Below are 22,617 nucleotides of genomic sequence, written 5' to 3' on the forward strand. Positions count from 1 at the left end.
ATATTAGGGGGATGCCCTGTCTAGAGGGGTATTCGCGGGAGCGAAGATCATGAGTAAAGGTATTATCCTGCTTGCCGCCGGCGGAACCGGCGGCCACGTATTTCCGGCTGAGGCGCTGGCTTACAAGCTGAGGGAGCGCGGTTATTCCGTGCACTTGGTCACCGACAGCCGCGCCGAACGCTATGCCGGCAAGTTCCCGGCCGATGAGATTCATGTCGTACCATCGGCAACGATCGGCTCGAAGAATCCTGTAAAGGTCGCAAAGTCGCTCTGGAAGTTGTGGATGGGCATGCGCGCCGCGCGCAAGCTGATCCGCAATACCAAGCCGCTCTGCGTCGTCGGCTTCGGCGGCTATCCGACCGTGCCGCCCCTGCTTGCCGCTACCCGCATGGGCGTGCCGACCATGATTCATGAGCAGAATGCTGTGATGGGCCGCGCGAACAAGGCGCTTGCTGGGCGAGTTCAGGCGATAGCCGGCGGTTTCCTGCCCGAGAAGGGCGGCGCGTTTCCGGAGAAGACGGTGACGACGGGCAATCCCGTGCGTCCGGCCGTGATCGAGGCGGCCAAGCGGCCCTATGTGCCGTCCGGCCCGGATGATCCGTTCAATCTGGTCGTCTTCGGTGGCAGCCAAGGTGCGCAATATTTCTCGAAGGCGGTGCCGACGGCGATCAGCCTGTTGGAGGAGCCGTTGCGCAAGCGCCTGCGGATTACGCAGCAGGTGCGTCGGGAAGACATGGAGACGGTCAATAGCTGCACCAGGAGGCTGGAGATGGGCGCCGATGTCGCGCCGTTCTTTACTGACATGGCCGAGCGCATTGGTGCTGCACATCTCGTTCTCTGCCGGTCTGGCGCTTCGACCGTGTCTGAACTCGCCGTCATTGGCCGCCCGGCAATTCTTGTGCCCTATCCTTACGCGCTGGATCACGATCAGGCGGCCAATGCGGCTGCCCTTGCCGCCACGGGGGGCGTGAAGGTCATTCCGCAAGCCGAGCTCACGCCGGAGAAGCTCTCGACGATCCTGCGCGGCGCGATGACGATGCCGGAGAAGCTTGTAAAGATGGCGGCGGCGGCCAAGCAGGCGGGCAAACCGGACGCGGCGGGCTTGCTGGCCGATATGGTCGAGGCTGTTGCCGCAAAACGTTCAATTCAGGAATTCAAGGGGGCGGGCGTATGAAGCTGCCGAAGGCTATCGGCCTTGTACATTTTATCGGTATCGGCGGCATTGGGATGAGCGGCATCGCGGAGGTGCTGCATAATCTCGGCCATCGCGTGCAGGGGTCAGATCAGTCGGAGAGCGCCAACGTACAGCGGCTCCGCGACAAGGGCATCCCGGTCCATATCGGTCACAAGGCGGAGAATCTCGGCGACGCGGAGGTCGTGGTCGTTTCGACTGCCATCAAGAAGAGCAATCCGGAACTCGCCGCCGCGCGCGAAAAACTCCTGCCGGTGGTGCGCCGTGCCGAGATGCTGGCCGAGCTGATGCGCTTCCGCAACGCCATCGCCATCGGCGGCACGCATGGCAAGACGACGACGACCTCGCTGGTCGCGACCCTGCTCGAGGCCGGCGGACTTGACCCGACCGTCATCAACGGCGGCATCATCAATGCCTACGGCACAAATGCCCGCATGGGCGAGGGCGAGTGGATGGTGGTCGAGGCTGACGAATCGGACGGTACGTTCCTGAAGCTGCCCGCCGACGTCGCAGTCGTCACCAATATCGACCCGGAGCATCTGGATCACTACGGCAATTTTGACGCTGTGCGCGCCGCCTTCCGGCAGTTCGTCGAGAATGTGCCGTTCTACGGTTTTGGCGTCATGTGCCTCGACCATCCGGAAGTGCAGTCGCTGGTCGGTCGCATCGAGGATCGCAAGGTCATCACGTATGGCGAAAATCCGCAGGCCGATGTGCGCTTCATGAATGTGCGCATCGACGGGACGCGCTCGCTGTTCGACATCGAAATTCGCAGGCGCCGCACGGGGAAGGTCATCGGAATCAAGGATCTCGTCATGCCGATGCCCGGCCGGCACAATATTGCCAATGCGACCGCGGCGATCGCCGTTGCCAACCGGCTCGGCATCTCCAATGAGGCTATCGCCAAGGGGCTCGCCTCCTTCGGCGGCGTCAAACGTCGCTTCACGCTGACCGGCGAATGGAACGGCGTAAAGGTCTTCGACGATTACGGTCATCATCCGGTCGAGATCAAGGCCGTGCTGAAGGCGGCACGCGAGGCCTGCAAGGGCCGGATCATCGCCGTTCACCAGCCGCATCGCTATACGCGCCTGTCGAGCCTGTTCGAGGAGTTCGCGGCCTGCTTCAACGATGCCGACAGTATTTTCCTGGCACCGGTGTACGCCGCTGGCGAAGACCCGATCGAGGGTGCGGATTCGCAGGCGCTGGTGTCGCGCATCAAGGCAGGCGGCCATCGTGACGCGCGCTATCTGCCGTCCCAGGAAGAGCTTGCGCGCATGGTCGCGGAGATTGCGCGACCGGGTGATTTTGTGGTTCTGTTGGGGGCTGGCAGCATCACTTATTGGGCAGCTTCATTGCCAAAGGAATTGGAAGGCCTCTCGGGTAAGTCCGCATGAAACAGGTGAATGGGGAAAAGCTTCTGGCGTCGCTCGGCGACAGCGTAAAGGATATCCGGGGCCGGTTGACGCCGGATGCGCCGATGGATCGTGTCACATGGTTTCGCGCCGGTGGGCTGGCGGAGCTGATGTTCCAGCCACATGATACGGACGACCTGATCGATTTCCTGAAAGTCCTGCCGGCCGAAGTGCCGCTGACGGTGGTGGGTGTCGGTTCGAATATCCTGGTGCGCGACGGCGGTATTCCGGGTGTTGTTCTGCGCCTATCGGCCAAGGGCTTCGGTTCGGTCGAGCTTGCGGGTGAGAACCGTATCCTGGCTGGCGCCATTTGCCCGGATAAGCATGTTGCCGCCATGGCCATGGATAACAGCATTGGCGGCTTTCACTTCTATTACGGCATTCCCGGCGGTATCGGAGGCGCGGCACGCATGAATGCCGGCGCCAACGGCTCCGAGACGCGCGATCGCGTCGTCGAAGTGCACGCGGTTGACCGCAAGGGTAAGAAGCATGTGCTGACCAATGCCGAGATGGGTTACACCTATCGTCATTCGACGGCATCGGACGATCTGATCTTTACCCATGTTCTTTTCGAGGGATATCCTGAGGATCGGGCCAAGATCCGCGCCGAGATGGATGCCGTGCGTGCGCATCGCGAGACGGTGCAGCCGATTCGAGAGAAGACCGGTGGTTCGACATTCAAGAACCCCGAGGGACATTCCGCCTGGAAGCTGATTGATGAAGCCGGCTGCCGTGGCCTCGTCATCGGCGGCGCGCAGATGTCGTCGCTGCACTGCAATTTTATGATCAATATGGGGCAGGCGACCGGTTACGATCTTGAATATCTCGGCGAGCAGGTCCGTCGCGAGGTCTTCGAAAATTCCGGCATCAAGCTGGAATGGGAAATCAAGCGTCTCGGCTGCTTCATGCCTGGTCGCGAGGTCCGGCCGTTTCAGGGTGTGACGACGGAATAGGCTTTTCGCCGCACCTTTCCCTAGTGTTTGATTCAGCAAAAAGAAGGCCGGGTTTTCACCCGGCCTTTTCAATTGGTTACGGCGAAGCTCTCAAAATTCTCTCAAACTTCGTCGTTGCCCGACAGCAGAATGCCGATCAACGAGAGAACAGCGGCCAGCGCCAGATAGTAGCCGACATAGCCGAGGCCGTAGTTCGAGGCGAGCCAGGTGGCGATATAAGGCGCCAGCGAGGCGCCGACGATGCCGCCGAGGTTGAAGGTCATCGATGCGCCAGTATAGCGCACGGCGGTCGGGAAGGGGGCGGCAAGTGCCGCGCCTATCGGGCCGTAAGTGAAGCCCATCAAAGCCAGGCCGATGATCGAGCAAGCGAATGCGCCGGCGAGGCCCGCGGTCAGCAGCGTCGAATAGAACAGGCCGAAGATCAGGATGCCGATCGTCGTCAGGATCAGAACCAGCCGGCGCGAGTAGCGATCCGACAACAGGCCGGAGATCGGGATCGTCAGGCCGAAAAAGACGACGCCAACGAGCTGGACGACCAGGAACTGGCCCTGCGAATAGCCGAGACCTGCCGGGAGCGGCCCTGTGCCGACCGGTCGGGTGCCCCAGCTCAGCGTGAATGCCGTCATCAGATAGAAGAGCACGAAGGTCGCAACCGCGATAATGGTGCCGAGCACAAGGCTGCGGAGATGCGAGCGGAAGATGACTGCGATCGGAACCGAGACGCGCTCCTGCTTTTCGATGGCACGGCGGAATTCCGGTGTTTCAGTGATCTTCAGACGGACGTAAAGGCCAATTGCCACCAGCGCCAGGCTGATGAGGAAGGGAATGCGCCAGCCATAATCGAGGAAGTCGGCATCCGGCATGCTTTCACGCAGGATCAGGAACAGACCAGCCGACAGGATGAAGCCGATCGGCGCGCCGAGCTGCGGGAACATGGCGTACCAGCTCCGCTTGCCCTCGGGTGCATTTTCCGTGGCGAGTAGCACTGCGCCGCCCCATTCACCGCCGAGGCCAAGACCCTGGCCGAGACGGCAGAGCGCCAGCAGCAGCGGTGCGAGAACGCCGATCGAATCGTAGCCTGGGAGAAGGCCGATCACGACGGTCGAAAGACCCATGGTCATCAGTGCTGCCACCAACGTCGCCTTGCGGCCGACCCTGTCGCCGAAATGGCCGAAGATCATCGCGCCGATCGGCCGGGCGAAGAAGGCGATGGAGAAGGTTGCAAAGGATTGAAGCGTCGCCGAAGTGGGGTCGCTTGCCGGGAAAAATAGCTTGGGGAAGACGATAACCGCCGCCGTCGCATAAACGTAAAAGTCGAAAAATTCGATCGTTGTGCCGATAAGGCTCGCGATCAGAACGCGTGCCGGGGAATTCGCAACGACGCTGTTCGATGACGAGGGAGTCGGCGATAAAGGAGATATCGCGTCAGTCATGGTCCTACCAATTTAGATGATGCTAAGGTTTCCTTAGCGGGAAGCGTGTGTCCTTAGCGCAATTTTTGTTCAGCGCAAACGTTTAAAAAGCAAGAAACGATTGAATGCGTGCTAATCTTTTGCCGTATTTGTTGATTCGTAAGCAATTGAGCGAGCGTTTGCCGTTTTTATAGGCGCCTGTCCGGTGAAATCTTACCGGAACCCTTTTTTCGTAAGTGGCTAACTTGCACTCTGGTTGAGGGCTGAGGAGATAGTTTTATGCAAAAAAAACTGATTGCGGAGTTTCTTGGGACATTCTGGCTTGTGTTCGGCGGCTGCGGAAGTGCAATCTTTGCGGCAGCTTTTCCGAGCCTCGGTATCGGTTTTCTAGGTGTTGCTTTCGCGTTTGGGTTGACCGTGCTCACCATGGCCTTTGCGGTCGGGGGTGTGTCGGGTGGCCATTTCAATCCAGCGGTTTCGGTCGGTCTCACGGTTGCCGGCCGCTTCCCCGGTTCGCAGCTCATTCCCTATATCATCTCTCAGGTCGTCGGCGCGATAGTCGCAGCGGCCGTGCTCTATCTGATCGCCAGCGGCAAGGCTGATTTCCAGCTCGGCGGTTTTGCGGCCAACGGTTACGGCGAGCATTCGCCGGGCGGTTATTCCCTTGTATCGGCACTGGTCGCCGAAATCGTACTGACGTTGTTCTTCCTGATCGTGATTCTCGGCTCGACCAGCAGCAGGGTGCCGGCCGGTTTCGCACCGATCGCCATCGGCCTCGCGCTGACGTTGATCCATCTGATCTCGATCCCGATTACCAATACGTCGGTCAATCCGGCCCGTTCGACCGGCCAGGCACTATTCGTCGGCGGCTGGGCGCTGCAGCAGCTCTGGCTGTTCTGGGTGGCCCCGATCGTAGGCGGCGCGCTCGGCGGACTCATTTGGAAACTGGTCGACGATCGCGACTGATTCAGGCTTGCAATAAGCCTCGCGAAGGCCCGCGCCGGACACCCCTGCGCGGGCCTATTTGTTTAAAAATTTCTAAAGATCGATATTCAAACATAGCAACTCTCTGATTCTAATGGCAGAATTCTTCAAGTCGATTTGATTCGAAGAGATCGATGTCAGCGAGAGCGGCCAAAAGTTAACGAAAGTAAACGCTTCATTAACCTTAATGCTGTTCTAATGGAGCGGTAAAAGACGTAGCGAGAATCGCTACTTAGCGATCAGGCAGACGTCGATTGAAGACGGTGAATTTGGGGGTATTGATGGGTGGCAAGCATGTGGCTGTCCTTTTGGGCGGATTTTCCTCGGAGAGGCCGGTTAGCCTGTCTTCGGGAAAAGCATGCGCCGATGCCCTCGAGGCCGAAGGCTTTCAAGTCACGCGGGTCGATGTGGGGCGGGATGTATCCGCGCGCCTTGCTGATCTGAAACCCGATGTCGTTTTCAATGCTCTGCATGGTCCCTTCGGTGAAGACGGCACCATCCAGGGCATTCTTGAATATCTGCAGATCCCTTACACTCATTCGGGCGTGCTTGCTTCGGCGCTCGCCATGGACAAGTCTCGTGCCAAGAGGGTGGCTGATGGCGTCGGCATTCCTGTCGCCGATTCGTTGGTAATGGACCGTTTCGCCATTGCTGGCAAACATCCGATGAAGCCGCCTTATGTCGTCAAGCCGGTACGGGAGGGTTCGAGTTTCGGTGTCGTGATCGTCAAGGAAGATCAGGCGCATCCGCCGCAGATCATCGCTTCCTCCGACTGGCGCTATGGCGATGAAGTGCTGGTTGAGCGTTTCATCTACGGCCGGGAGCTGACGTGCGGTGTCATGGGAGATACCGCGCTTGGCGTGACCGAGATCGTGCCGCTGGGACATAGCTTCTACGATTATGATTCCAAATATGCAGAGGGTGGATCAAAACACGTCATCCCTGCTAAAATTTCACCGAATCTTTACCAAAAGATACAAATATTAGCGTTAAGGGCGCATCAAGCTATCGGCTGCCGTGGCGTCAGTCGATCTGACTTCCGTTATGACGATCGCTTTTCCGAAGAGGGCGAGCTTATCTGGTTGGAAATCAACACTCAGCCAGGCATGACACCTACCTCGCTCGTGCCCGAAATGGCCGCTCACGCCGGCTACTCTTTTGGCGAATTTCTCCGGTGGATGGTGGAGGACGCGTCTTGTTTGCGCTGACGGTCAAAAATATGAGGCGGTCCCGCCACCGTGTCCCACTCGCGATTGACGATGTCGAGGATGCGTTCGTGTTGCCGCGGCCGATGCGTCGTGCTGTGCGCTTCCTCGTGAGCCTAGGTTCCGGCCGCGTCAACATTCCAGCCCATACGGGCACGGTCTCCGCTCTCGCTCTCCTGGCTGCGACGGGCCTTTATGGCATGTCGATCGGTGGCCATACGCAGGACGTCGCGCAGGCAACGACTTCGGCTGCTGGCTTTGCAATCGAAGACGTGAAGGTCTCGGGCAACGATCAGACCTCGGAAATCGAAATCCTGCAGCTTCTCGGTCTCGACGGCACGACTTCGCTGGTGGCGCTCGATGCCGATGCGGCTCGCCAGAAGATCGCGAGCCTGCCCTGGGTGCAAAGCGTCGAGGTCCGCAAGGTTTATCCGAAGACCGTCGAGGTGAAGCTCACGGAACGCAAGGCTTATGCCATCTGGCAACATGGTTCCGAACTGTCGCTGATCCAGAAGGACGGCAGTGTGATCGCGCCGCTGCGTGACAACAAGTTCGCCAAGCTGCCGCTTTTCGTCGGCCGTGATGCCGAAACGGCTGCGGCGTCGATCGATGATGAGTTTGCCAACTGGCCGGATGTTCGTGGCCATGTGAAGGCTTTCGTACGCGTCGCCGGCCGTCGTTGGGATCTCTATCTCGACAATGGTGTGATCATCAAATTGCCGGAAGACAACATTGATGGCGCCCTCGCAAGACTTACCAGGCTCGACAAGGACGAGAACCTTCTGCAGCGCGATATTGCCGCTGTCGACCTTCGCCTTGACGACCGTACCGCCATTGAATTGACCCCGGATGCAGCGCTTCGCCGCCAGGCAGCGTTGGATGCAAGAACCAAGGCTTTGAAGAAAGCAGGGCAGGATACATGAGCTTATTCAGTTCGTCCCATTTCGGTCTGCCGCGCCTGAAGCCGCTGTCCTCCAAGCGGTCGCATATCGTATCCGTTCTCGATATCGGTTCGACGAAGGTCGTCTGCATGATCGGCCGGCTTACGCCGCGCGAGGAAAGCCAGGTTCTTCCGAACCGCACGCATAATATCGAGATCATCGGCATCGGCCATCAGCGTTCGCGCGGCATCAAGACCGGTGTGATCGCCGATCTCGACGCGCTGGAAAACGTTGTCCGTCTTTCGGTCGATGCCGCCGAGCGCATGGCCGGCCTCACTGTCGACAGCCTGATCGTCAACGTTTCCGCGGGTCGTCTCGGCAGCGATATCTATACCGCCACCATCGATTTGGGCGGCCAGGAGGTCGAGGCCAACGATTTGAAGAAAGTCCTTGCCGCCGCTTGCCAGCAGTCGCTCCGCCAGGATCGCGCCGTGCTGCATTCGCTGGCAACCGGCTATTCGCTCGACGGCGAACGCGGCATCCGCGATCCCCTGGCGATGTTTGGCGACGCGCTGGGTGTCGATATGCATGTGGTCACAGCGGAGCGCGCAGCCCTTCGCAATCTCGAACTCTGCATCAACCGCGCGCACCTTTCGGTCGAGGGCATGGTCGCAACGCCTTATGCCAGCGGTCTCGCCGCTCTCGTCGACGACGAAGTCGAGCTCGGTTGTGCCGCGATCGACATGGGCGGCGGTACGACCACGATCTCGGTCTTTGCCGAAGGCAAGCTGGTGCACACGGACGCCGTCAGCCTCGGTGGTCATCATGTCACCACCGACCTTGCCAGGGGTCTTTCGACGCGCATCGAGGATGCCGAGCGGCTGAAGGTAGTGCATGCCTCTGCGCTCGCGAATTCTTCGGAAGAGCGCGAACTGATTTCCATCCCGCCGATCGGCGAGGATGAACGCGACCAGCCCACGCAGGTGCCGAAGGCGCTGGTGTCGCGCATCGTCAAGGCCCGTATCGAGGAGACGCTGGAGCTGATCCGCGATCGTATCCAGCGTTCCGGTTTCAGCCCGATCGTTGGTAAGCGCGTCGTGCTGACGGGTGGTGCCAGCCAGTTGACCGGCTTGCCGGACGTGGCGCGGCGCATCCTTGCCCGCAACGTCCGCATCGGCCGCCCGATGGGCGTATCCGGCTTGCCGACGGCGGCCAAAGGCCCCGCCTTTTCCACGGCGGTCGGACTGATGATCTATCCGCAGGTTGCGGACATGGAGACACATGCGGCGGGCAGCGGTCTGCTCTCGTCGCTTGGGGGTAACAACAGCCGCATCGGTCGCGTTGGCCAATGGCTGAAGGAGAGTTTCTGAGTGCCTGATCCCGGATCGCGGCAAGCGCTTTCCGGGCAGGGGTCAGGCGAGTGAAATATAGTGAATTGGCCGGCGTGGCGATGCGGCCATAGAGAGAAGGAACGGGTACCATGACTATCAAGCTGCATAAGCCAGATATCACCGAGCTGAAGCCGCGGATCACCGTGTTCGGTGTCGGTGGTGGTGGCGGCAATGCCGTCAACAACATGATCACGGCAGGCTTGCAAGGCGTCGATTTCGTCGTCGCCAATACAGACGCACAGGCTTTGACGATGACGAAGGCAGAGCGGATCATCCAGCTCGGCGTCAATGTCACCGAAGGCCTCGGCGCCGGCTCGCAGCCGGAAGTCGGCCGCGCGGCTGCTGAAGAGTGCATCGACGAGATCATCGATCATCTGAACGGTACCCACATGTGCTTCGTCACCGCCGGCATGGGCGGCGGCACGGGCACGGGTGCTGCGCCGGTCGTTGCACAGGCCGCCCGCAACAAGGGCATCCTGACCGTTGGCGTTGTCACCAAGCCGTTCCATTTCGAAGGTGGTCGCCGCATGCGGCTCGCCGAAATGGGCATCCAGGAACTGCAGAAATCGGTCGACACGCTGATCGTCATTCCGAACCAGAACCTGTTCCGTATCGCCAACGACAAGACGACATTCGCCGATGCGTTCTCGATGGCTGACCAGGTTCTCTATTCGGGTGTTGCGTGCATCACCGATCTGATGGTGAAGGAAGGTCTTATCAACCTCGACTTCGCCGACGTCCGTTCGGTCATGCGCGAAATGGGCCGCGCTATGATGGGCACAGGCGAGGCTTCCGGCCAGGGACGCGCAATGCAGGCTGCTGAGGCTGCCATCGCCAATCCGCTGCTCGACGAAACCTCGATGAAGGGTGCACAGGGCCTGCTGATCTCGATCACCGGCGGCCGTGACCTCACTCTGTTCGAAGTCGACGAAGCTGCGACCCGCATCCGCGAAGAAGTCGATCCAGACGCCAACATCATCCTCGGTGCTACCTTCGACGAATCGCTGGAAGGCATCATCCGTGTGTCCGTCGTCGCGACCGGCATCGATCGCGCGATCAACGAAGCGGCCGACAAGGCTATGGAATTCCGTCCGGTCGCAAAGCCGGTTGTCCGTCCCTCCGCGGCCGTTGCTCCGGCAGCGGCCGCAGCTCAGCCTGCCCATGTCGCGCAGGCACCGAAGGCCGTTGTCGATCCGATCGCGCAGACCATCCGTATGGCGGAAGCCGAAATGGAACGCGAATTGGAAATCCAGCCTATCCGCCAGCAGCAACCGGTAATGCAGCAGCAGCCGGTCGCTCAGGAGGAAACCTTCCGTCCGCAGAGCCGCATCTTTGCAGCCGCACCGGAGGCACAGCCGATGCGTCAGGCTCCGCTTCAGCAGCAGCCGGCCCCGGTCATGCATCAGCAGCCCCCGATGCAGCACCAGCCGGCTCCCGCGCAGATGCAGCAGCCGATCCGTCAGGAGCCGGTCATCCGGCAGGCTGCCGAGCAGGTCCGCATGCCGAAGGTCGAGGATTTCCCGCCGGTCGTGAAGGCCGAGATGGAACATCGGGCTCAGCCGGTTGCCGCCCAAGCTACCGAGGAGCGCGGTCCGATGGGCCTGCTGAAGCGAATCACCAATTCGCTTGGTCGCCGCGACGAGGACCCGGCTTTCAGCGACATGACGGCTTCGGCTCCGAACGCCGCCTCGCAACAGCGCCGTCCGCTGTCACCGGAAGCCAGCCTCTACGCACCGCGTCGTGGCCAGCTCGATGAGCAGGGCCGTCAGGTTCCGCAGGCACGCATGGCAACCCAGGAAGACGACCAGCTCGAAATACCGGCTTTCCTGCGCCGGCAGTCGAATTGATCCGGTAAAGATCATCCTATTAATAGGATGCTAACCATGTTTGTTGAATCCGGGGCTTATCGGCCCCGGATTTCTTTATTTTCGACCTGTCTTTAATTCTAAAATTACCTAGCAAATTCAATCGTCTGCTTTCGTAACAAAACGAAAGAAACAGTGATTTGGAATGCGATGTCCCCGCGCGTATGTAGGTAGCAAGCGAGCCTGCGGAATCGCATTTGGCAACTGTTGCATGTGAGTTCGCGGAGTAGGTAACAGACTGAACCAGCAATGAGGGCAGGGGTCCAAAGGTGACCGCCCGGTCTGGAACAGACAGACGAAGGCAGAATTTATATGGCAATCGGATTACTGGGTTTTCAAACCACCATTGCAAGCCCTGTAACACTTTCGGGTATCGGTGTTCACTCCGGTGCGAATGTGTCGATTACGCTCTATCCGGCCGAAGCCGGCGCGGGCGTCATCTTCCAGCGGATGCATGACAACGGCGACGTGACTGAGTTGCGCGCCGTTTCCTCGCAGGTCGGCAACACCGATCTCTGCACGGTTCTCGGCTTTTCGCCGGCGCGCTCCGTCGCGACGATCGAACACGTCATGGCGGCGATTTACGCCGTCGGCTTGGACAATGTCATCGTCGAAGTCACCGGCGCGGAAATGCCGATCATGGATGGCAGCGCTTATCCTTTCATCGAAGCGATCGAGCAGGCAGGTATCGTTTCGCTCGGCGTCAAGCGCCGCTATATCCGCGTCACGAAGCCGGTGCGAATCGAAGCCGGTGGTTCCTGGTGCGAGTTCCGCCCTTATGACGGTACGCGTTTCGAAGTCGAGATCGACTTCGATTGCCCGCTGATCGGCCGGCAGAAGTGGGAAGGCGATCTGACCGCGAAGACCTTCAAGACCGAGCTGTCGCGCGCCCGCACCTTCGGCTTCATGCGTGATGTCGAGCGTCTCTGGGCTTCGGGGCATGCGCTCGGCTCTTCGCTCGAAAATTCCGTTGTCATTTCCGACGACAATACAGTGATCAATGTCGAGGGCCTGCGTTACGCCAAGGACGAATTCGTTCGTCACAAGGCGCTGGATGCCGTTGGCGATTTGGCGCTGGCCGGCGCTCAGTTCATCGGCTGCTACCGGTCTTATCGCGGCGGTCACCGCATGAATGCCAATGCGTTGAAGGCGCTGTTAAGCGATCCCTCGGCTTATGACGTCGTCGAAACTTCTGCTCCGCGTCAGCGTGCGCATAGCCGCGATTTCGTTGCCGTCAATGCTCCCGAATTCGCCCCCTGGTCTGCGTGACCTCCAGAAAGCCAGGTGGCAAAGTCGCCGCTCCCGAAAGGGGGCGGCTCTTTTTTTAACAGGAGATTCGCCAGCAGTGCTTCAAAGCCGGGCAAGGCATCGCGTTCAGGAGGGCTGGAAACGAAATCTCCTGTCAATACAGCGGCTAAAGCCTGCCATCGCGCAGTCTTTGCCACAAAAATGCGTTAATGCATCATCATTGCGTTGCCCTGATGGTGCTTTTGCGGCTAGAAACGCCAGCGAGAGAACGCCGTTTCCGCAACAACGGCTAGTGGGACAGTCATCCGATGGGTTTTGCAGGGTCTGAAAGCATGAAGATTACAGCACGGGCTTTGCTCGTATCGCTTCTCCTGGCCGGTACCGGTGCGGTGGTAACGGGTTGCAATACGGACAAGGATATCGACATCACCAAGCTTGGCGTCGAGACCGATCCGCCGGAAACCCTCTACAATCAGGGCCTTGCCAACATCAAGGCCGGCAATATGACGGAAGCCGGACGCAAGTTCGACGCCATCAACCAGCAGCAGCCCTTCTCCGAATGGGCGCGCAAAGCGCTGGTCATGAGCACTTTCGTCAAATATCGCACCGGCCGCTATGATGATGCCGTCCAGTCGGGCAACAGCTATCTCAAGCAGTATCCCGGCTCCGAAGATGCCGATTACGTTCAGTATCTCGTCGGTTCATCCTACGCCAAGCAGATCGTCGACGTGACGCAGGATCAGCGTGCCGCGCAGCAGACGATCGAGGCGATGTCCAAGCTCGTGAGCGACTATCCGAACTCGCAATATGTGAGCGACGCGCAGGCCAAGATTCGCTTTGCCCGCGACCAGCTCGCCGGCAAGGAAATGCAGATCGGCCGCTACTATCTTGAGCGCAAGGATTACCTTGCGGCCATTGCTCGCTTCCGTATCGTCGTCGAGCAATATCCGACGACGAATCAGATCGAAGAGGCGCTGGCGCGCTTGGTCGAAGCCTACTATGCCATGGGCATCGTACCGGAAGCGCAGACGGCAGCGGCCGTTCTCGGCCACAACTATCCGGACAGCCGCTGGTATGCTGATTCCTTTAAGCTTCTGAAGTCCGGCGGTGTCGAGCCACGTGAAAGCGAAGGCTCCTGGATTTCGAGAGCGGGCAAGAAACTTCTTCTTGGGACGTGAGATTGAGCGCACATGCTGGTCCAGCTTTCGATCCGCGATATCGTTCTGATCGAGCGGCTGGATCTTGCCTTTGAAACCGGGCTTTCGGTACTAACCGGCGAGACGGGCGCGGGCAAATCCATCCTGCTTGACAGTCTCTCGCTGGCCCTTGGCGGGCGCGGCGATGGCGATCTCGTGCGTCATGGCGAGGATCGCGGCCAAGTGACGGCAGTTTTCGATGTCGGCATGCAGCACGCTGCCCGCAAGCTTCTGCGCGAAAATGGCATCGATGACGATGGCGACCTCATCTTCCGTCGTACCCAATCCGCCGATGGCCGCACCAAGGCTTTCGTCAACGACCAGCCGCTCAGCGTTCAGCTGATGCGCCAGGCGGGCCAGCTTCTTGTCGAAATTCATGGACAGCACGACGACCGTGCCCTGGTCGATACAGACGCCCACCGCATGCTGCTCGATGCCTTCGCGGGCATCGCCGACGAAACGCAAGCCGTTGGACGGCTCTACAAGACCTGGCGGGACACCGAGCGAACGCTGAAGAAACAGCGCGAGCAGGTGGAAAACGCCGCGCGCGAAGCCGATTATCTCCGCGCTGCGGTCGAGGAACTGGAAAAGCTGTCCCCGCAAGATGGCGAAGAGGACGACCTTGCTGACCGTCGCTCGCGGATGATGAAGGCGGAGCGCATCGCCGGCGATATCTCTGAAGCCTCAGAGTTTCTGAACGGCAATGCCTCGCCTGTGCCGCATATTGCCTCGTTGGTGCGCCGGCTGGAGCGCAAGAGCCATGAGGCGCCGGGCTTGCTGGAAGACACCGTAGCGCTGCTCGACGCAGCGTTGGATCAGCTCTCCAACGCGCAGATGGAAGTGGAGGCGGCCCTCCGCAAGACTGAATATGATCCAAGGGAGCTGGAACGGGTGGAAGAGCGGTTGTTTGCGCTACGCGCTGCTTCACGCAAATACTCCGTGCCGGTCACCGGCCTTCCGGCGCTGGCCGAGAAGATGATTGCCGAGCTCGCCGATCTTGACGCCGGCGAAGAGAGGCTGGCGCGGCTGGATGCCGACTTGGCAGTTGCCAAGGCTGACTATGACGCCGCCGCCCGAGGTCTTTCCGACAAGCGCCGTCACGCCGGCGAAGCGCTTGCGGGCGCCGTCATGGCCGAGCTGCCGGCGCTGAAGCTGGAGCGGGCGCGCTTCATGGTGGAGATCACCACCGATGCCGACGAGGCCACGGCCGAGGGCATCGACGTCATCGAATTCCATGTACAGACCAATCCTGGGACGCGGCCGGGACCGATCATGAAGGTGGCCTCCGGTGGCGAGCTTTCGCGTTTTCTGCTGGCGCTGAAGGTGGCGCTTGCCGATCGGGGTTCGGCTCCGACTTTGGTTTTCGACGAAATCGACACTGGTGTTGGTGGCGCAGTGGCGGATGCAATCGGCCAGCGGCTGAAGCGACTCTCCGAGCGTGTGCAGGTGCTCTCCGTCACCCATGCGCCGCAGGTCGCCGCGCGTGCGGCGACGCATTTGCTGATTTCCAAAGGCCCGGTCGCCGACGGCTCCGAGAAAATCTCCACCCGCGTCGCTACCATGGCTCCCAAGGATCGCACCGAGGAAATCGCCCGCATGCTCGCCGGCGCGTCGGTGACCGAAGAGGCGAGGGCGGCCGCCAAGCGGCTGTTGGCGGGCAACGGCTGAGGGCTTCAAGCCTCATCCTCTCCACTTCCCATTCCCCAAATTTTCTCTAAAACATCTCGGAAATCCGGGAGTGCGAATCCATGAGCAGCGAACAGAAGCCTGTTGAAGATTTGACCGAAGAAGAGGCAGCCGCAGCGCTTGCCTATCTGGCAGCCGAGATTGCGCGAAATGACGCGCTTTATCACGGCCAGGATGCACCTGAGATTTCGGATGCGGAATACGATGCGCTGAAGCGGCGCAACGATGCCATCGAAGCGCGTTTCCCGGCGTTGATTCGTGCTGACAGCCCGTCACGGCGGGTCGGCGTTGCGCCATCCGAAACCTTTGCGCCCGTTGTGCATGCAAGGCCGATGCTGTCGCTCGACAATACGTTTTCGCAGGAAGATGTGCAGGATTTCGTCGCCGGCGTTTATCGTTTCCTTGGCCGGTTGCCCGATCAGTCGATCGCCTTTACCGCCGAACCAAAGATCGACGGGCTTTCCATGTCGATCCGCTACGAGAACGGCCGGATGGTGAACGCCGCGACGCGTGGCGACGGCACGACCGGTGAAAACGTTACCGCCAATATCCGCACCATCAAGGAGATCCCCCAGACCTTGCCTGCCGGCGCCCCGGCGGTCGTGGAAGTGCGCGGCGAGGTCTATATGGCCAAGAGTGATTTCTTGGCACTGAACGCGCAGATGGAAGCGGAGGGGAAGCAGACCTACGTCAATCCGCGTAACACCGCGGCCGGCTCGCTGCGCCAGCTCGACCCGAAGATCACGGCCAGCCGCAAGTTGAAATTCTTCGCCTATGCCTGGGGAGAGATGTCCGACATGCCGGCCGACACGCAGTTCGGCATGGTTCAGACATTCGGGGAATGGGGCTTTCCGGTCAATCCGTTGATGAAGCGGCTGAATTCGGTCGCCGACATTCTCGCGCACTATGACGAGATCGGCCTTCAGCGTCCGGACCTCGATTACGATATCGATGGTGTCGTCTACAAGGTCGACAGCCTGGAACTGCAGGCTCGTCTCGGTTTCCGTTCGCGTTCGCCACGCTGGGCGACAGCGCATAAATTCCCGGCTGAGCAGGCGTTCACTCGACTTATGGGCATCGATATACAGGTCGGCCGCACGGGCGCACTGACGCCGGTGGCGCGGCTGGAGCCGATTACCGTCGGCGGCGTCGTCGTGACCAACGCGACGCTGCATAACGCCGATTACATCAAGGGCATTGGCAACAAGGGCGAGCCAATCCGCGATGGCCGCGACATCAGGGTCGGCGACATGGTGATCGTGCAGCGCGCCGGCGATGTCATCCCGCAGATCGTGGACGTTGTGCTGGAGAAGCGGGAAGCGACAAGCGTTCCTTACGAATTCCCCAAGGTGTGTCCGGTCTGCGGCAGCCATGCGGTGCGCGACATCAATGAAAAGACCGGCAAGGTCGATGCGGTGACGCGCTGTACCGGCGGCTTCATCTGCCGGGCGCAGGCTACGGAACATCTGAAACATTTCGTGTCGCGCAATGCCTTCGACATCGAGGGTCTTGGCTCAAAGCAGATCGATTTCTTTTTCGAGAACGAGGATCCGGCCCTGCAGGTGCGCACTGCGCCCGATATCTTCACATTGGAGAGACGCCAACAGTCCTCGCTTACCAAGCTGGAGAATATCGACGGCTTCGGTAAGGTCAGCGTTTCCAAGCTCTATGCAGCCATCAACGAGCGGCGCGATATCGCTCTGCACCGCTTCATCTTCGCGCTCGGCATTCGCCATGTCGGCGAGACGACGGCGAAGCTCTTGGCGCGCTCCTACGGCACCTACGAAGCCTTCGAAGTGGCGATGAAGGAGGCGGCGCCTCTTGCGGGAGACCCATGGAACGATCTCAACAATATCGAAGGGATCGGCGAAGTGGTGGCTCGTGCCATCGTCGAATTTTACAAGGAACCGCGCAACGTCGCAGTGATCTCAAAGCTGCTTGAAGAGGTGCGGCCGCAAGAGGCGGAACAGCCGACCACATCGGGCAGTCCTGTGGTCGGCAAGACGGTGGTTTTCACCGGTTCGCTCGAGAAATTCACGCGCGACGAAGCCAAGGCCAAGGCCGAAAGCCTCGGCGCCAAGGTTTCCGGCTCGGTTTCGAAAAAGACCGACATCGTCGTCGCCGGACCTGGTGCGGGTTCGAAGCTGGACAAGGCGCGGGAATTCAATGTGCAGGTCATGACCGAGGATGAATGGCTGGCGTTGATAGGGGGATGATCGACGGCGGCGAATCGAAAGAGCGCCGCCCGTCGCTGTTTACATCCTCACGCGCGCCATCGTGAATGCGTCCACATATTCGCCATTGCGAAACGCAAAGGCCTTGAGCCGCCCTTCGGTCTCGAAGCCGAACTTTTCGTAAAGCCGGATCGCAGTTTCATTGTCGACATAGACGGTCAATTCCAGGCGTTTGATCGCCAGCCAATTGTCGGAGGCATCGACGAGGGCGGCAAGCAGCGCAGAGCCGATGCCCCGGCCGGTAAAGTCGTCGTGGACACCCATGCCGAGGTGGGCGGTGTGAATCTGTCGGCCGGAATGGCGGCGCATGCCGGCATTGCCAACGACTTGGCCGTTAAGCACGGCAACCAGGCTGATCGAATCGGACACGGGCTTTTCCAGCCATTGTCGGGTTTCTTCGACGCTCTGAAAGGGTAGGCGCAGCGTGCCGGCGCGATAGCCGGGCAGGTTGGCGATAAGGGTTATCGCCTCGGCGTCGGATGGTCGCGCGGCGCGGATTTCCACAGCGCCCGATTTGCGGGATTGTCGCTCGTCTGAATCTTGTGATTCGGAATTCACATTGCTCTCCTTGAGGTTCGGGAGGAGAGCGGAGCCGTCAAACCCTGCTCGCCTCGGCAGGGTCTGGTGGGGATCGCAGTCAGCTTAACGCAATGCCGCTCCCACTCGCCCTGCAAGGGGTGAGGTGGTGAGAATATGCATCACGATGGTACGGTTTGCGATCATGCGCGGAACTTTCAGCGTTTTTTTCCAGAAGTCAACTCCCCTAACGGAAGTAGCTGGGGTCGCAGGTCTAATCGCGCATGCCGTGCGACCACTCGCCTTAGTGCGAAAGGATGAATTGAATATCTTCGGAACAGGCCGCTCAATACCGCCAGGGGCATGATGTAAAAGGCGAATCCCTTTCGTCTGGTCCCGCACAAATACTGTTGGTGAGTTCCAGGTTCCATGCGTCTTATACTTGTCAACGATGTCTCAATCATTCGCGGCGGTGCGACCAAAGTGGCGTTGCAATGCATCGATGCGAGCAGGCAGGCCGGGCTGAATTGCGCCATCCTGGTCGGCGATGACGGGGAAGGGCTGAAGCCGCGCTTTGCGGGCATCCGCACGGTCGCACTTGGAGAACGACCTCTTCGCGATGGGCCAACCTTCGCCGACGTCTTCGAGAAAAATTACAACAAGCGCGCCTACGAGGCGCTGGACGAGCTGTTGAACGAAACGGACGAGGAAACCGTTGTCCATGTGCACGGCTGGTCGCAGATTCTCTCGCCGTCGATCTTTTACGCACTGGCCAAACATAAGGCCAAGGTCATCATCACGGCGCATGATTTCTTCCTGAGTTGTCCGAACGGAGGGCTGATCAATTTCCAGAGCGGTACGGTCTGCAATCTCCGGCCGCTGTCGGCAGGGTGTCTTGCGACCAATTGCGACAAGCGCAACTATTTCCACAAGCTCTGGCGCTTTCGCCGCACACTGACACAGCGCGGCGTCGGTGAAGAATTCTGGAGTCGCGTCGGCATCGTACTGGCGCATGAGAGCATGGAAACCTATCTGCGCTCCGGTCCGCTGCAGCATTTTCTGACGCTGCGCACGCCGACCGAGCCCCTGACGCCGGCTCCCGTGGAAGCCTGGCGCAATCGCCGCACCGTCTTCTTGGGGCGTATGTGCTGGGAGAAGGGCGTACGCACGCTCGCCGACGCGTTGAACAAGACCGGGCGGACAGCGACGCTGATCGGCCGCGGGCCGCTGCTCGCCGAGATGCAGCAGGCTTTGCCGCATTGTTGGGTGCCGGGTTGGCTGGCCGACGAGGAGGTGACGGCGCTGGCCAGCGAGGCGCGCGTCTTCATCATGCCGTCGCGCATGCCTGAGCCCTACGGCCTGGTTGCCGCCGAGGCATTGATGTCTGGCATTCCCGTCATCGTCAGCAGCAATGCGTTGATCGCCGCCGAGGTGGAGCGGAACAGCGCTGGGCTGGTCTTTACGAGTGGTGACGCCGGTTCGCTGGCCGAACGGTTGGCAAGCACCGATGACGACAAGCTGATGCAGAGACTTTGCGAAGGCGCGCTCGCGCTTGGCAAGCGAATTGCGCCGAGCAAGACGGAGTGGGCTCAACGCATGGTCGATATTTATACGGGCAAGAGCGGCTTCCTCGCTCATTGAAAGGGATAATAAAATGGCGCGGGCTTTGGTAACGGGAGGCTGTGGTTTTGTTGGGAGGCATCTTATCCGACGGCTTTTGACGGAGGGACTGGATATCGTCTGCGTCGACTCGTTGGTGGAAGGGACGGGCGCACGGCATCCCGATCTCTGGCAGCGCTTCCCCGGATCGCGCTTTACCTTTTTCGAGGAAGACTGCCGCGCCTTTTTTACCCGCCCTCAAGAACATTTCGACTATGTTTTCCATCTTGCCGCATTGGTCGGCGGCCGCGTGACGCTCGAGGCGCGGACGCTCGATGTCGCCGAGGATCTGTCGGTGGATACCGAATTGTGGAAATGGGCCGCACACACCAAACCCGGCTGTGTCGTGTTCTTCAGCTCCAGTGCGGCCTATCCCGTCTCGCTGCAGACGGTCGCGAACCATCGGCTACTTTCTGAAGATATGATTTCCTTCGAGGCTGCCATCGGCGTGCCCGATCTCAGCTATGGTTGGGCGAAACTGACCGGCGAATATCTGATGAAGCTCTATGTCGAGCGCTATGGCAACCGGGCGATCGCCTATCGGCCGTTCAGCGGCTATGGGGAGGATCAGGATCTCGCCTATCCCTTTCCGGCCATATGTCGCCGCCTGCTTGGGGAAAGAGGCGCTGCGGAAGTCTTCGTCTGGGGCTCGGGCCGGCAATGCCGGGACTTCATCCATATTGATGATTGCATCGATTTCATCTGGCAAACCAAGGAATTGTTACCAGATGGTGCCAGCCTCAACCTTTCGACGGGCACTGCTACATCCTTTATTGAACTAGCGGAAACCATCGCGCGTCAAATCGGCTGGAATCCTGTCGTAAGCGGCCTCTGCGATCGCCCCGAAGGGGTTTTTTATCGCTGTGGCGATACGGCCCTGCAGCGCTCCTACGGGCTCTCTCCACGCGTCAGCTTGGAGGAGGGAATCGCGCGGATGCTCGATCATCTGCGCATGGAGCAGGAACAATACGCCATAGCTATCTGACGAGCCTTGTCTCGATCGGCTTTCCCGCCGTGACCTCTGAACATGTCGCTTGACATGCAACCAAATAGTTGCCTATAAGATCAATAATAGGCAACTAAATGGTTCCATATTCAATATGAACGACGATGCGGTTTTTCGAGCTTTGGCGGATGCAAGCCGGCGGCAGTTGCTGGACCGGCTGTACGAGCAGAATGGCCAGACGCTCGGCGAACTCTGCCAGGGGCTGGAGATGACGCGCCAGGCCGTGACGAAACATCTTGTTATCCTGGAAGAGGCGAACCTGGTGTCCGTGCAGCGGCAGGGCCGGGAGAAGCTGCATTTCATCAATCCCGTTCCGATCAATCACATCGCCGAACGCTGGATCAACAAGTTCGAGCGCCGGCAGTTAAGCGCTCTTTCCGCTCTCAAGAAAGTTCTGGAGGGCGATGGCGGCCAGTAGCAGCCGTCAGATCACCGTGAACAGCAAGCCACCCAACAAGAGGAGAAATGTCATGACCGGAAGCAGCTTTGTTTATGTCACCTACATCCGCACGACGCCGGACAAGCTCTGGTCTGCGTTGACGACGCCGGAATTCATAAAAAAATATTGGTTCGGCATCGAGCACGAGACCAATTGGAAGGTCGGCTCACCATGGAAGATGACTTACCCGGACGGGCGGGTCACCGACACGGGCGAGATCGAAGCCTTCGATCCACCGAAGCGTCTGGCCATCAAATGGCGCAACGAATTCATGCCCGAATTGAAGGCTGAAGGCTGGTCGCAATGCGTGATGGACATCGAGCCAGTGGGGGATTCAGTAAAGCTCACCGTCACCCATACGATGGAATTGGAAAACGCAAAGTTCATTGGCGCCGTTTCCGGCGGCTGGCCGAAAATTCTCTCCAACCTCAAATCGCTTCTGGAGACCGGCGAGGTGGTGTTGAAAGAAAAATGAGCGACAGCGGGGCGCTTGTGTGGCGCCCCGACCTCCTTGCATCCCCGGCCCGCCATCTTACCTTAGCGGTGCCGCTGCTCGACCGGCGGCGATGTTGGAGGATGTTCGATGACTTCACTGAAATTGCATGCCGCCATTGCCGCGTCGTTCCTGGCGCTCGCGCCTGTTTCCGCTTCGGCCGAAATTGTCGGCAAGGTTGGGGTGGATTGGACCGGCAACGACATTTTGGTCGATGCCGTGCCCGATCCGGAAGTGTCCGGCGTCACCTGCCACGTCACCTATTTCGACCGGAGTGTCATTGACCGGCTGAAGAACGGCAATTGGTTTGAGGACCCCTCCAACAACTCCATTGCCTGCCGCCAGACCGGGCCGATCGAGATCGGCAATATCAGCCTGTCAGAGGGTGGCGAGGAAGTGTTTCGCGCCGGCTTGTCGTTGATCTGGAAGAAGCTGGTGGTCGACCGAATCTACGACAAGAAGAACGACACGCTGATCTATCTCATTCATTCGCGCGAATTGACCAACGGTTCGGCGAAAATGGCGATTTCGACCATTCCGCTGTTCGGCCAGAATGTTACCTGGAAGAACGGCAAGCCTAAATAAGATTACCGAGATACCGCATCGACAATCGTCAAGGGGTTTGTACCAAAAAAAGTCCTGCTCTTTGGTTGCTGAATACCTCTTGGTCGCTTTCGGATTGCACCGTTTTCGTGCAGTTCTAGGGATGAACGTGGAAGTGCCACTTCCATCTGTTCACGGCCTGCGCGACCGGCGCACCGGCAACACCCCGCCGACGTCGGTCACACAAACACGATCGCCCTGAAGCTGCTGCTCCAGGGCGATTTTGGTTTCAGGCATTTTCT

At 59.6% G+C, this 22,617-nt stretch carries 19 protein-coding genes; 17 read left to right on the forward strand and 2 right to left on the reverse strand.

The genetic code is table 11. From position 1 onward, the window contains the following. Nucleotides 1-49 precede the first annotated feature (49 nt). Genes murG through murB form a run of 3 tightly spaced genes read left to right on the forward strand, consistent with a single transcriptional unit; the run spans nt 50 to nt 3,557 of the window. A complete protein-coding gene (gene murG, locus FHT86_RS03225) occupies nt 50-1,174 on the forward strand; it encodes an undecaprenyldiphospho-muramoylpentapeptide beta-N-acetylglucosaminyltransferase (RefSeq protein ID WP_133705501.1) in 1,125 nt (374 codons plus the stop codon). Then, the gene (gene murC, locus FHT86_RS03230; protein WP_133705502.1) at nt 1,171-2,586 is read left to right on the forward strand and encodes a UDP-N-acetylmuramate--L-alanine ligase; all 1,416 of its coding nucleotides are present in this window, start codon (nt 1,171-1,173) and stop codon (nt 2,584-2,586) included. The genes murG and murC overlap by 4 nt, the downstream gene beginning before the upstream one ends. Then, nucleotides 2,583-3,557: a UDP-N-acetylmuramate dehydrogenase gene (gene murB / locus FHT86_RS03235; protein ID WP_133705503.1), complete on the forward strand. Its 975-nt coding sequence runs from the start codon at nt 2,583-2,585 to the stop codon at nt 3,555-3,557. Before murC ends, murB begins: the two co-directional genes overlap by 4 nt. Before the next feature lie 101 nt (nt 3,558-3,658). Here the strand turns inward: murB and FHT86_RS03240 are convergent, their stop codons facing one another. Continuing rightward, the gene (locus FHT86_RS03240) at nt 3,659-4,990 is read right to left on the reverse strand and encodes an MFS transporter (RefSeq protein ID WP_133705504.1); all 1,332 of its coding nucleotides are present in this window, start codon (nt 4,988-4,990) and stop codon (nt 3,659-3,661) included. 258 nt (nt 4,991-5,248) lie between these two features. Between FHT86_RS03240 and aqpZ the strand changes: the two genes are divergently transcribed. From aqpZ to ligA, 9 genes are all read left to right on the forward strand, one after another. Continuing rightward, complete coding sequence (aqpZ, locus tag FHT86_RS03245) at nt 5,249-5,935, forward strand: aquaporin Z (protein ID WP_133705505.1); 687 nt, start codon at nt 5,249-5,251, stop codon at nt 5,933-5,935. 299 nt (nt 5,936-6,234) lie between these two features. Further along, nucleotides 6,235-7,161 carry a D-alanine--D-alanine ligase gene (locus FHT86_RS03250; RefSeq protein ID WP_133705506.1) on the forward strand — a complete coding sequence of 309 codons (927 nt, stop codon included), beginning with the start codon at nt 6,235-6,237 and terminating at the stop codon, nt 7,159-7,161. Continuing rightward, a complete protein-coding gene (locus tag FHT86_RS03255) occupies nt 7,149-8,081 on the forward strand; it encodes a cell division protein FtsQ/DivIB (protein ID WP_133705507.1) in 933 nt (310 codons plus the stop codon). The genes FHT86_RS03250 and FHT86_RS03255 overlap by 13 nt, the downstream gene beginning before the upstream one ends. After that, on the forward strand, nt 8,078-9,409 hold the full coding sequence (ftsA, locus tag FHT86_RS03260; RefSeq protein WP_133705508.1) for a cell division protein FtsA: 1,332 nt from the start codon (nt 8,078-8,080) through the stop codon (nt 9,407-9,409). The genes FHT86_RS03255 and ftsA overlap by 4 nt, the downstream gene beginning before the upstream one ends. A 110-nt stretch (nt 9,410-9,519) precedes the next feature. Further along, on the forward strand, nt 9,520-11,277 hold the full coding sequence (ftsZ, locus tag FHT86_RS03265) for a cell division protein FtsZ (protein ID WP_133705509.1): 1,758 nt from the start codon (nt 9,520-9,522) through the stop codon (nt 11,275-11,277). Nucleotides 11,278-11,607: 330 nt separating this feature from the next. Beyond that, the gene (lpxC, locus tag FHT86_RS03270) at nt 11,608-12,564 is read left to right on the forward strand and encodes a UDP-3-O-acyl-N-acetylglucosamine deacetylase (protein WP_133705510.1); all 957 of its coding nucleotides are present in this window, start codon (nt 11,608-11,610) and stop codon (nt 12,562-12,564) included. A 287-nt stretch (nt 12,565-12,851) separates the two neighbouring features. Continuing rightward, entirely contained in the window at nt 12,852-13,721 is an 870-nt protein-coding gene (locus FHT86_RS03275) for an outer membrane protein assembly factor BamD (RefSeq protein ID WP_183868526.1), read from the forward strand. A 12-nt stretch (nt 13,722-13,733) separates the two neighbouring features. Beyond that, entirely contained in the window at nt 13,734-15,407 is a 1,674-nt protein-coding gene (gene recN, locus FHT86_RS03280) for a DNA repair protein RecN (RefSeq protein WP_133705512.1), read from the forward strand. An 80-nt stretch (nt 15,408-15,487) separates the two neighbouring features. Then, on the forward strand, nt 15,488-17,641 hold the full coding sequence (gene ligA / locus FHT86_RS03285; protein ID WP_133705513.1) for an NAD-dependent DNA ligase LigA: 2,154 nt from the start codon (nt 15,488-15,490) through the stop codon (nt 17,639-17,641). A gap of 39 nt (nt 17,642-17,680) precedes the next feature. Here ligA and FHT86_RS03290 read toward each other — a convergent pair whose 3' ends face one another. Then, nucleotides 17,681-18,217, reverse strand: a complete 537-nt coding sequence (locus FHT86_RS03290; protein WP_133705514.1) for a GNAT family N-acetyltransferase — start codon at nt 18,215-18,217, stop codon at nt 17,681-17,683. Between the two features lie 387 nt (nt 18,218-18,604). On the opposite strand from FHT86_RS03290, the gene FHT86_RS03295 reads away from it, so the two are divergent. The 5 genes from FHT86_RS03295 (at nt 18,605) to FHT86_RS03315 (ending at nt 22,357) form a co-directional block, all read left to right on the forward strand. Beyond that, nucleotides 18,605-19,816, forward strand: a complete 1,212-nt coding sequence (locus FHT86_RS03295) for a glycosyltransferase family 4 protein (protein WP_133705515.1) — start codon at nt 18,605-18,607, stop codon at nt 19,814-19,816. Nucleotides 19,817-19,829: 13 nt separating this feature from the next. Continuing rightward, a complete protein-coding gene (locus tag FHT86_RS03300; protein WP_133705516.1) occupies nt 19,830-20,819 on the forward strand; it encodes an NAD-dependent epimerase/dehydratase family protein in 990 nt (329 codons plus the stop codon). Nucleotides 20,820-20,934: 115 nt separating this feature from the next. After that, a complete protein-coding gene (locus FHT86_RS03305; protein ID WP_133705517.1) occupies nt 20,935-21,258 on the forward strand; it encodes a helix-turn-helix transcriptional regulator in 324 nt (107 codons plus the stop codon). 52 nt (nt 21,259-21,310) lie between these two features. Next, a complete protein-coding gene (locus tag FHT86_RS03310; protein ID WP_133705518.1) occupies nt 21,311-21,754 on the forward strand; it encodes an SRPBCC family protein in 444 nt (147 codons plus the stop codon). Nucleotides 21,755-21,862: 108 nt separating this feature from the next. Continuing rightward, the gene (locus FHT86_RS03315; protein ID WP_133705519.1) at nt 21,863-22,357 is read left to right on the forward strand and encodes a CreA family protein; all 495 of its coding nucleotides are present in this window, start codon (nt 21,863-21,865) and stop codon (nt 22,355-22,357) included. Nucleotides 22,358-22,617 lie beyond the last annotated feature (260 nt).

This window comes from Rhizobium sp. BK313 (genome assembly GCF_014193655.1).
Lineage (GTDB): Bacteria > Pseudomonadota > Alphaproteobacteria > Rhizobiales > Rhizobiaceae > Rhizobium.

What these genes read in the sequence shown, in the direction of transcription:
- FHT86_RS03310 (WP_133705518.1), top strand. Translation starts at nt 21,311, where the DNA reads ATGACCGGAAGCAGCTTTGTTTATGTCACCTACATCCGCACGACGCCG.
- murC (WP_133705502.1), top strand. Translation starts at nt 1,171, where the DNA reads ATGAAGCTGCCGAAGGCTATCGGCCTTGTACATTTTATCGGTATCGGC.
- FHT86_RS03240 (WP_133705504.1), bottom strand. Translation starts at nt 4,990, where the DNA reads ATGACTGACGCGATATCTCCTTTATCGCCGACTCCCTCGTCATCGAAC.
- ftsA (WP_133705508.1), top strand. Translation starts at nt 8,078, where the DNA reads ATGAGCTTATTCAGTTCGTCCCATTTCGGTCTGCCGCGCCTGAAGCCG.
- recN (WP_133705512.1), top strand. Translation starts at nt 13,734, where the DNA reads ATGCTGGTCCAGCTTTCGATCCGCGATATCGTTCTGATCGAGCGGCTG.
- murG (WP_133705501.1), top strand. Translation starts at nt 50, where the DNA reads ATGAGTAAAGGTATTATCCTGCTTGCCGCCGGCGGAACCGGCGGCCAC.
- FHT86_RS03250 (WP_133705506.1), top strand. Translation starts at nt 6,235, where the DNA reads ATGGGTGGCAAGCATGTGGCTGTCCTTTTGGGCGGATTTTCCTCGGAG.
- FHT86_RS03295 (WP_133705515.1), top strand. Translation starts at nt 18,605, where the DNA reads ATGCGTCTTATACTTGTCAACGATGTCTCAATCATTCGCGGCGGTGCG.
- aqpZ (WP_133705505.1), top strand. Translation starts at nt 5,249, where the DNA reads ATGCAAAAAAAACTGATTGCGGAGTTTCTTGGGACATTCTGGCTTGTG.
- FHT86_RS03300 (WP_133705516.1), top strand. Translation starts at nt 19,830, where the DNA reads ATGGCGCGGGCTTTGGTAACGGGAGGCTGTGGTTTTGTTGGGAGGCAT.
- murB (WP_133705503.1), top strand. Translation starts at nt 2,583, where the DNA reads ATGAAACAGGTGAATGGGGAAAAGCTTCTGGCGTCGCTCGGCGACAGC.
- FHT86_RS03305 (WP_133705517.1), top strand. Translation starts at nt 20,935, where the DNA reads ATGAACGACGATGCGGTTTTTCGAGCTTTGGCGGATGCAAGCCGGCGG.
- FHT86_RS03315 (WP_133705519.1), top strand. Translation starts at nt 21,863, where the DNA reads ATGACTTCACTGAAATTGCATGCCGCCATTGCCGCGTCGTTCCTGGCG.
- ftsZ (WP_133705509.1), top strand. Translation starts at nt 9,520, where the DNA reads ATGACTATCAAGCTGCATAAGCCAGATATCACCGAGCTGAAGCCGCGG.
- FHT86_RS03275 (WP_183868526.1), top strand. Translation starts at nt 12,852, where the DNA reads ATGGGTTTTGCAGGGTCTGAAAGCATGAAGATTACAGCACGGGCTTTG.
- lpxC (WP_133705510.1), top strand. Translation starts at nt 11,608, where the DNA reads ATGGCAATCGGATTACTGGGTTTTCAAACCACCATTGCAAGCCCTGTA.
- ligA (WP_133705513.1), top strand. Translation starts at nt 15,488, where the DNA reads ATGAGCAGCGAACAGAAGCCTGTTGAAGATTTGACCGAAGAAGAGGCA.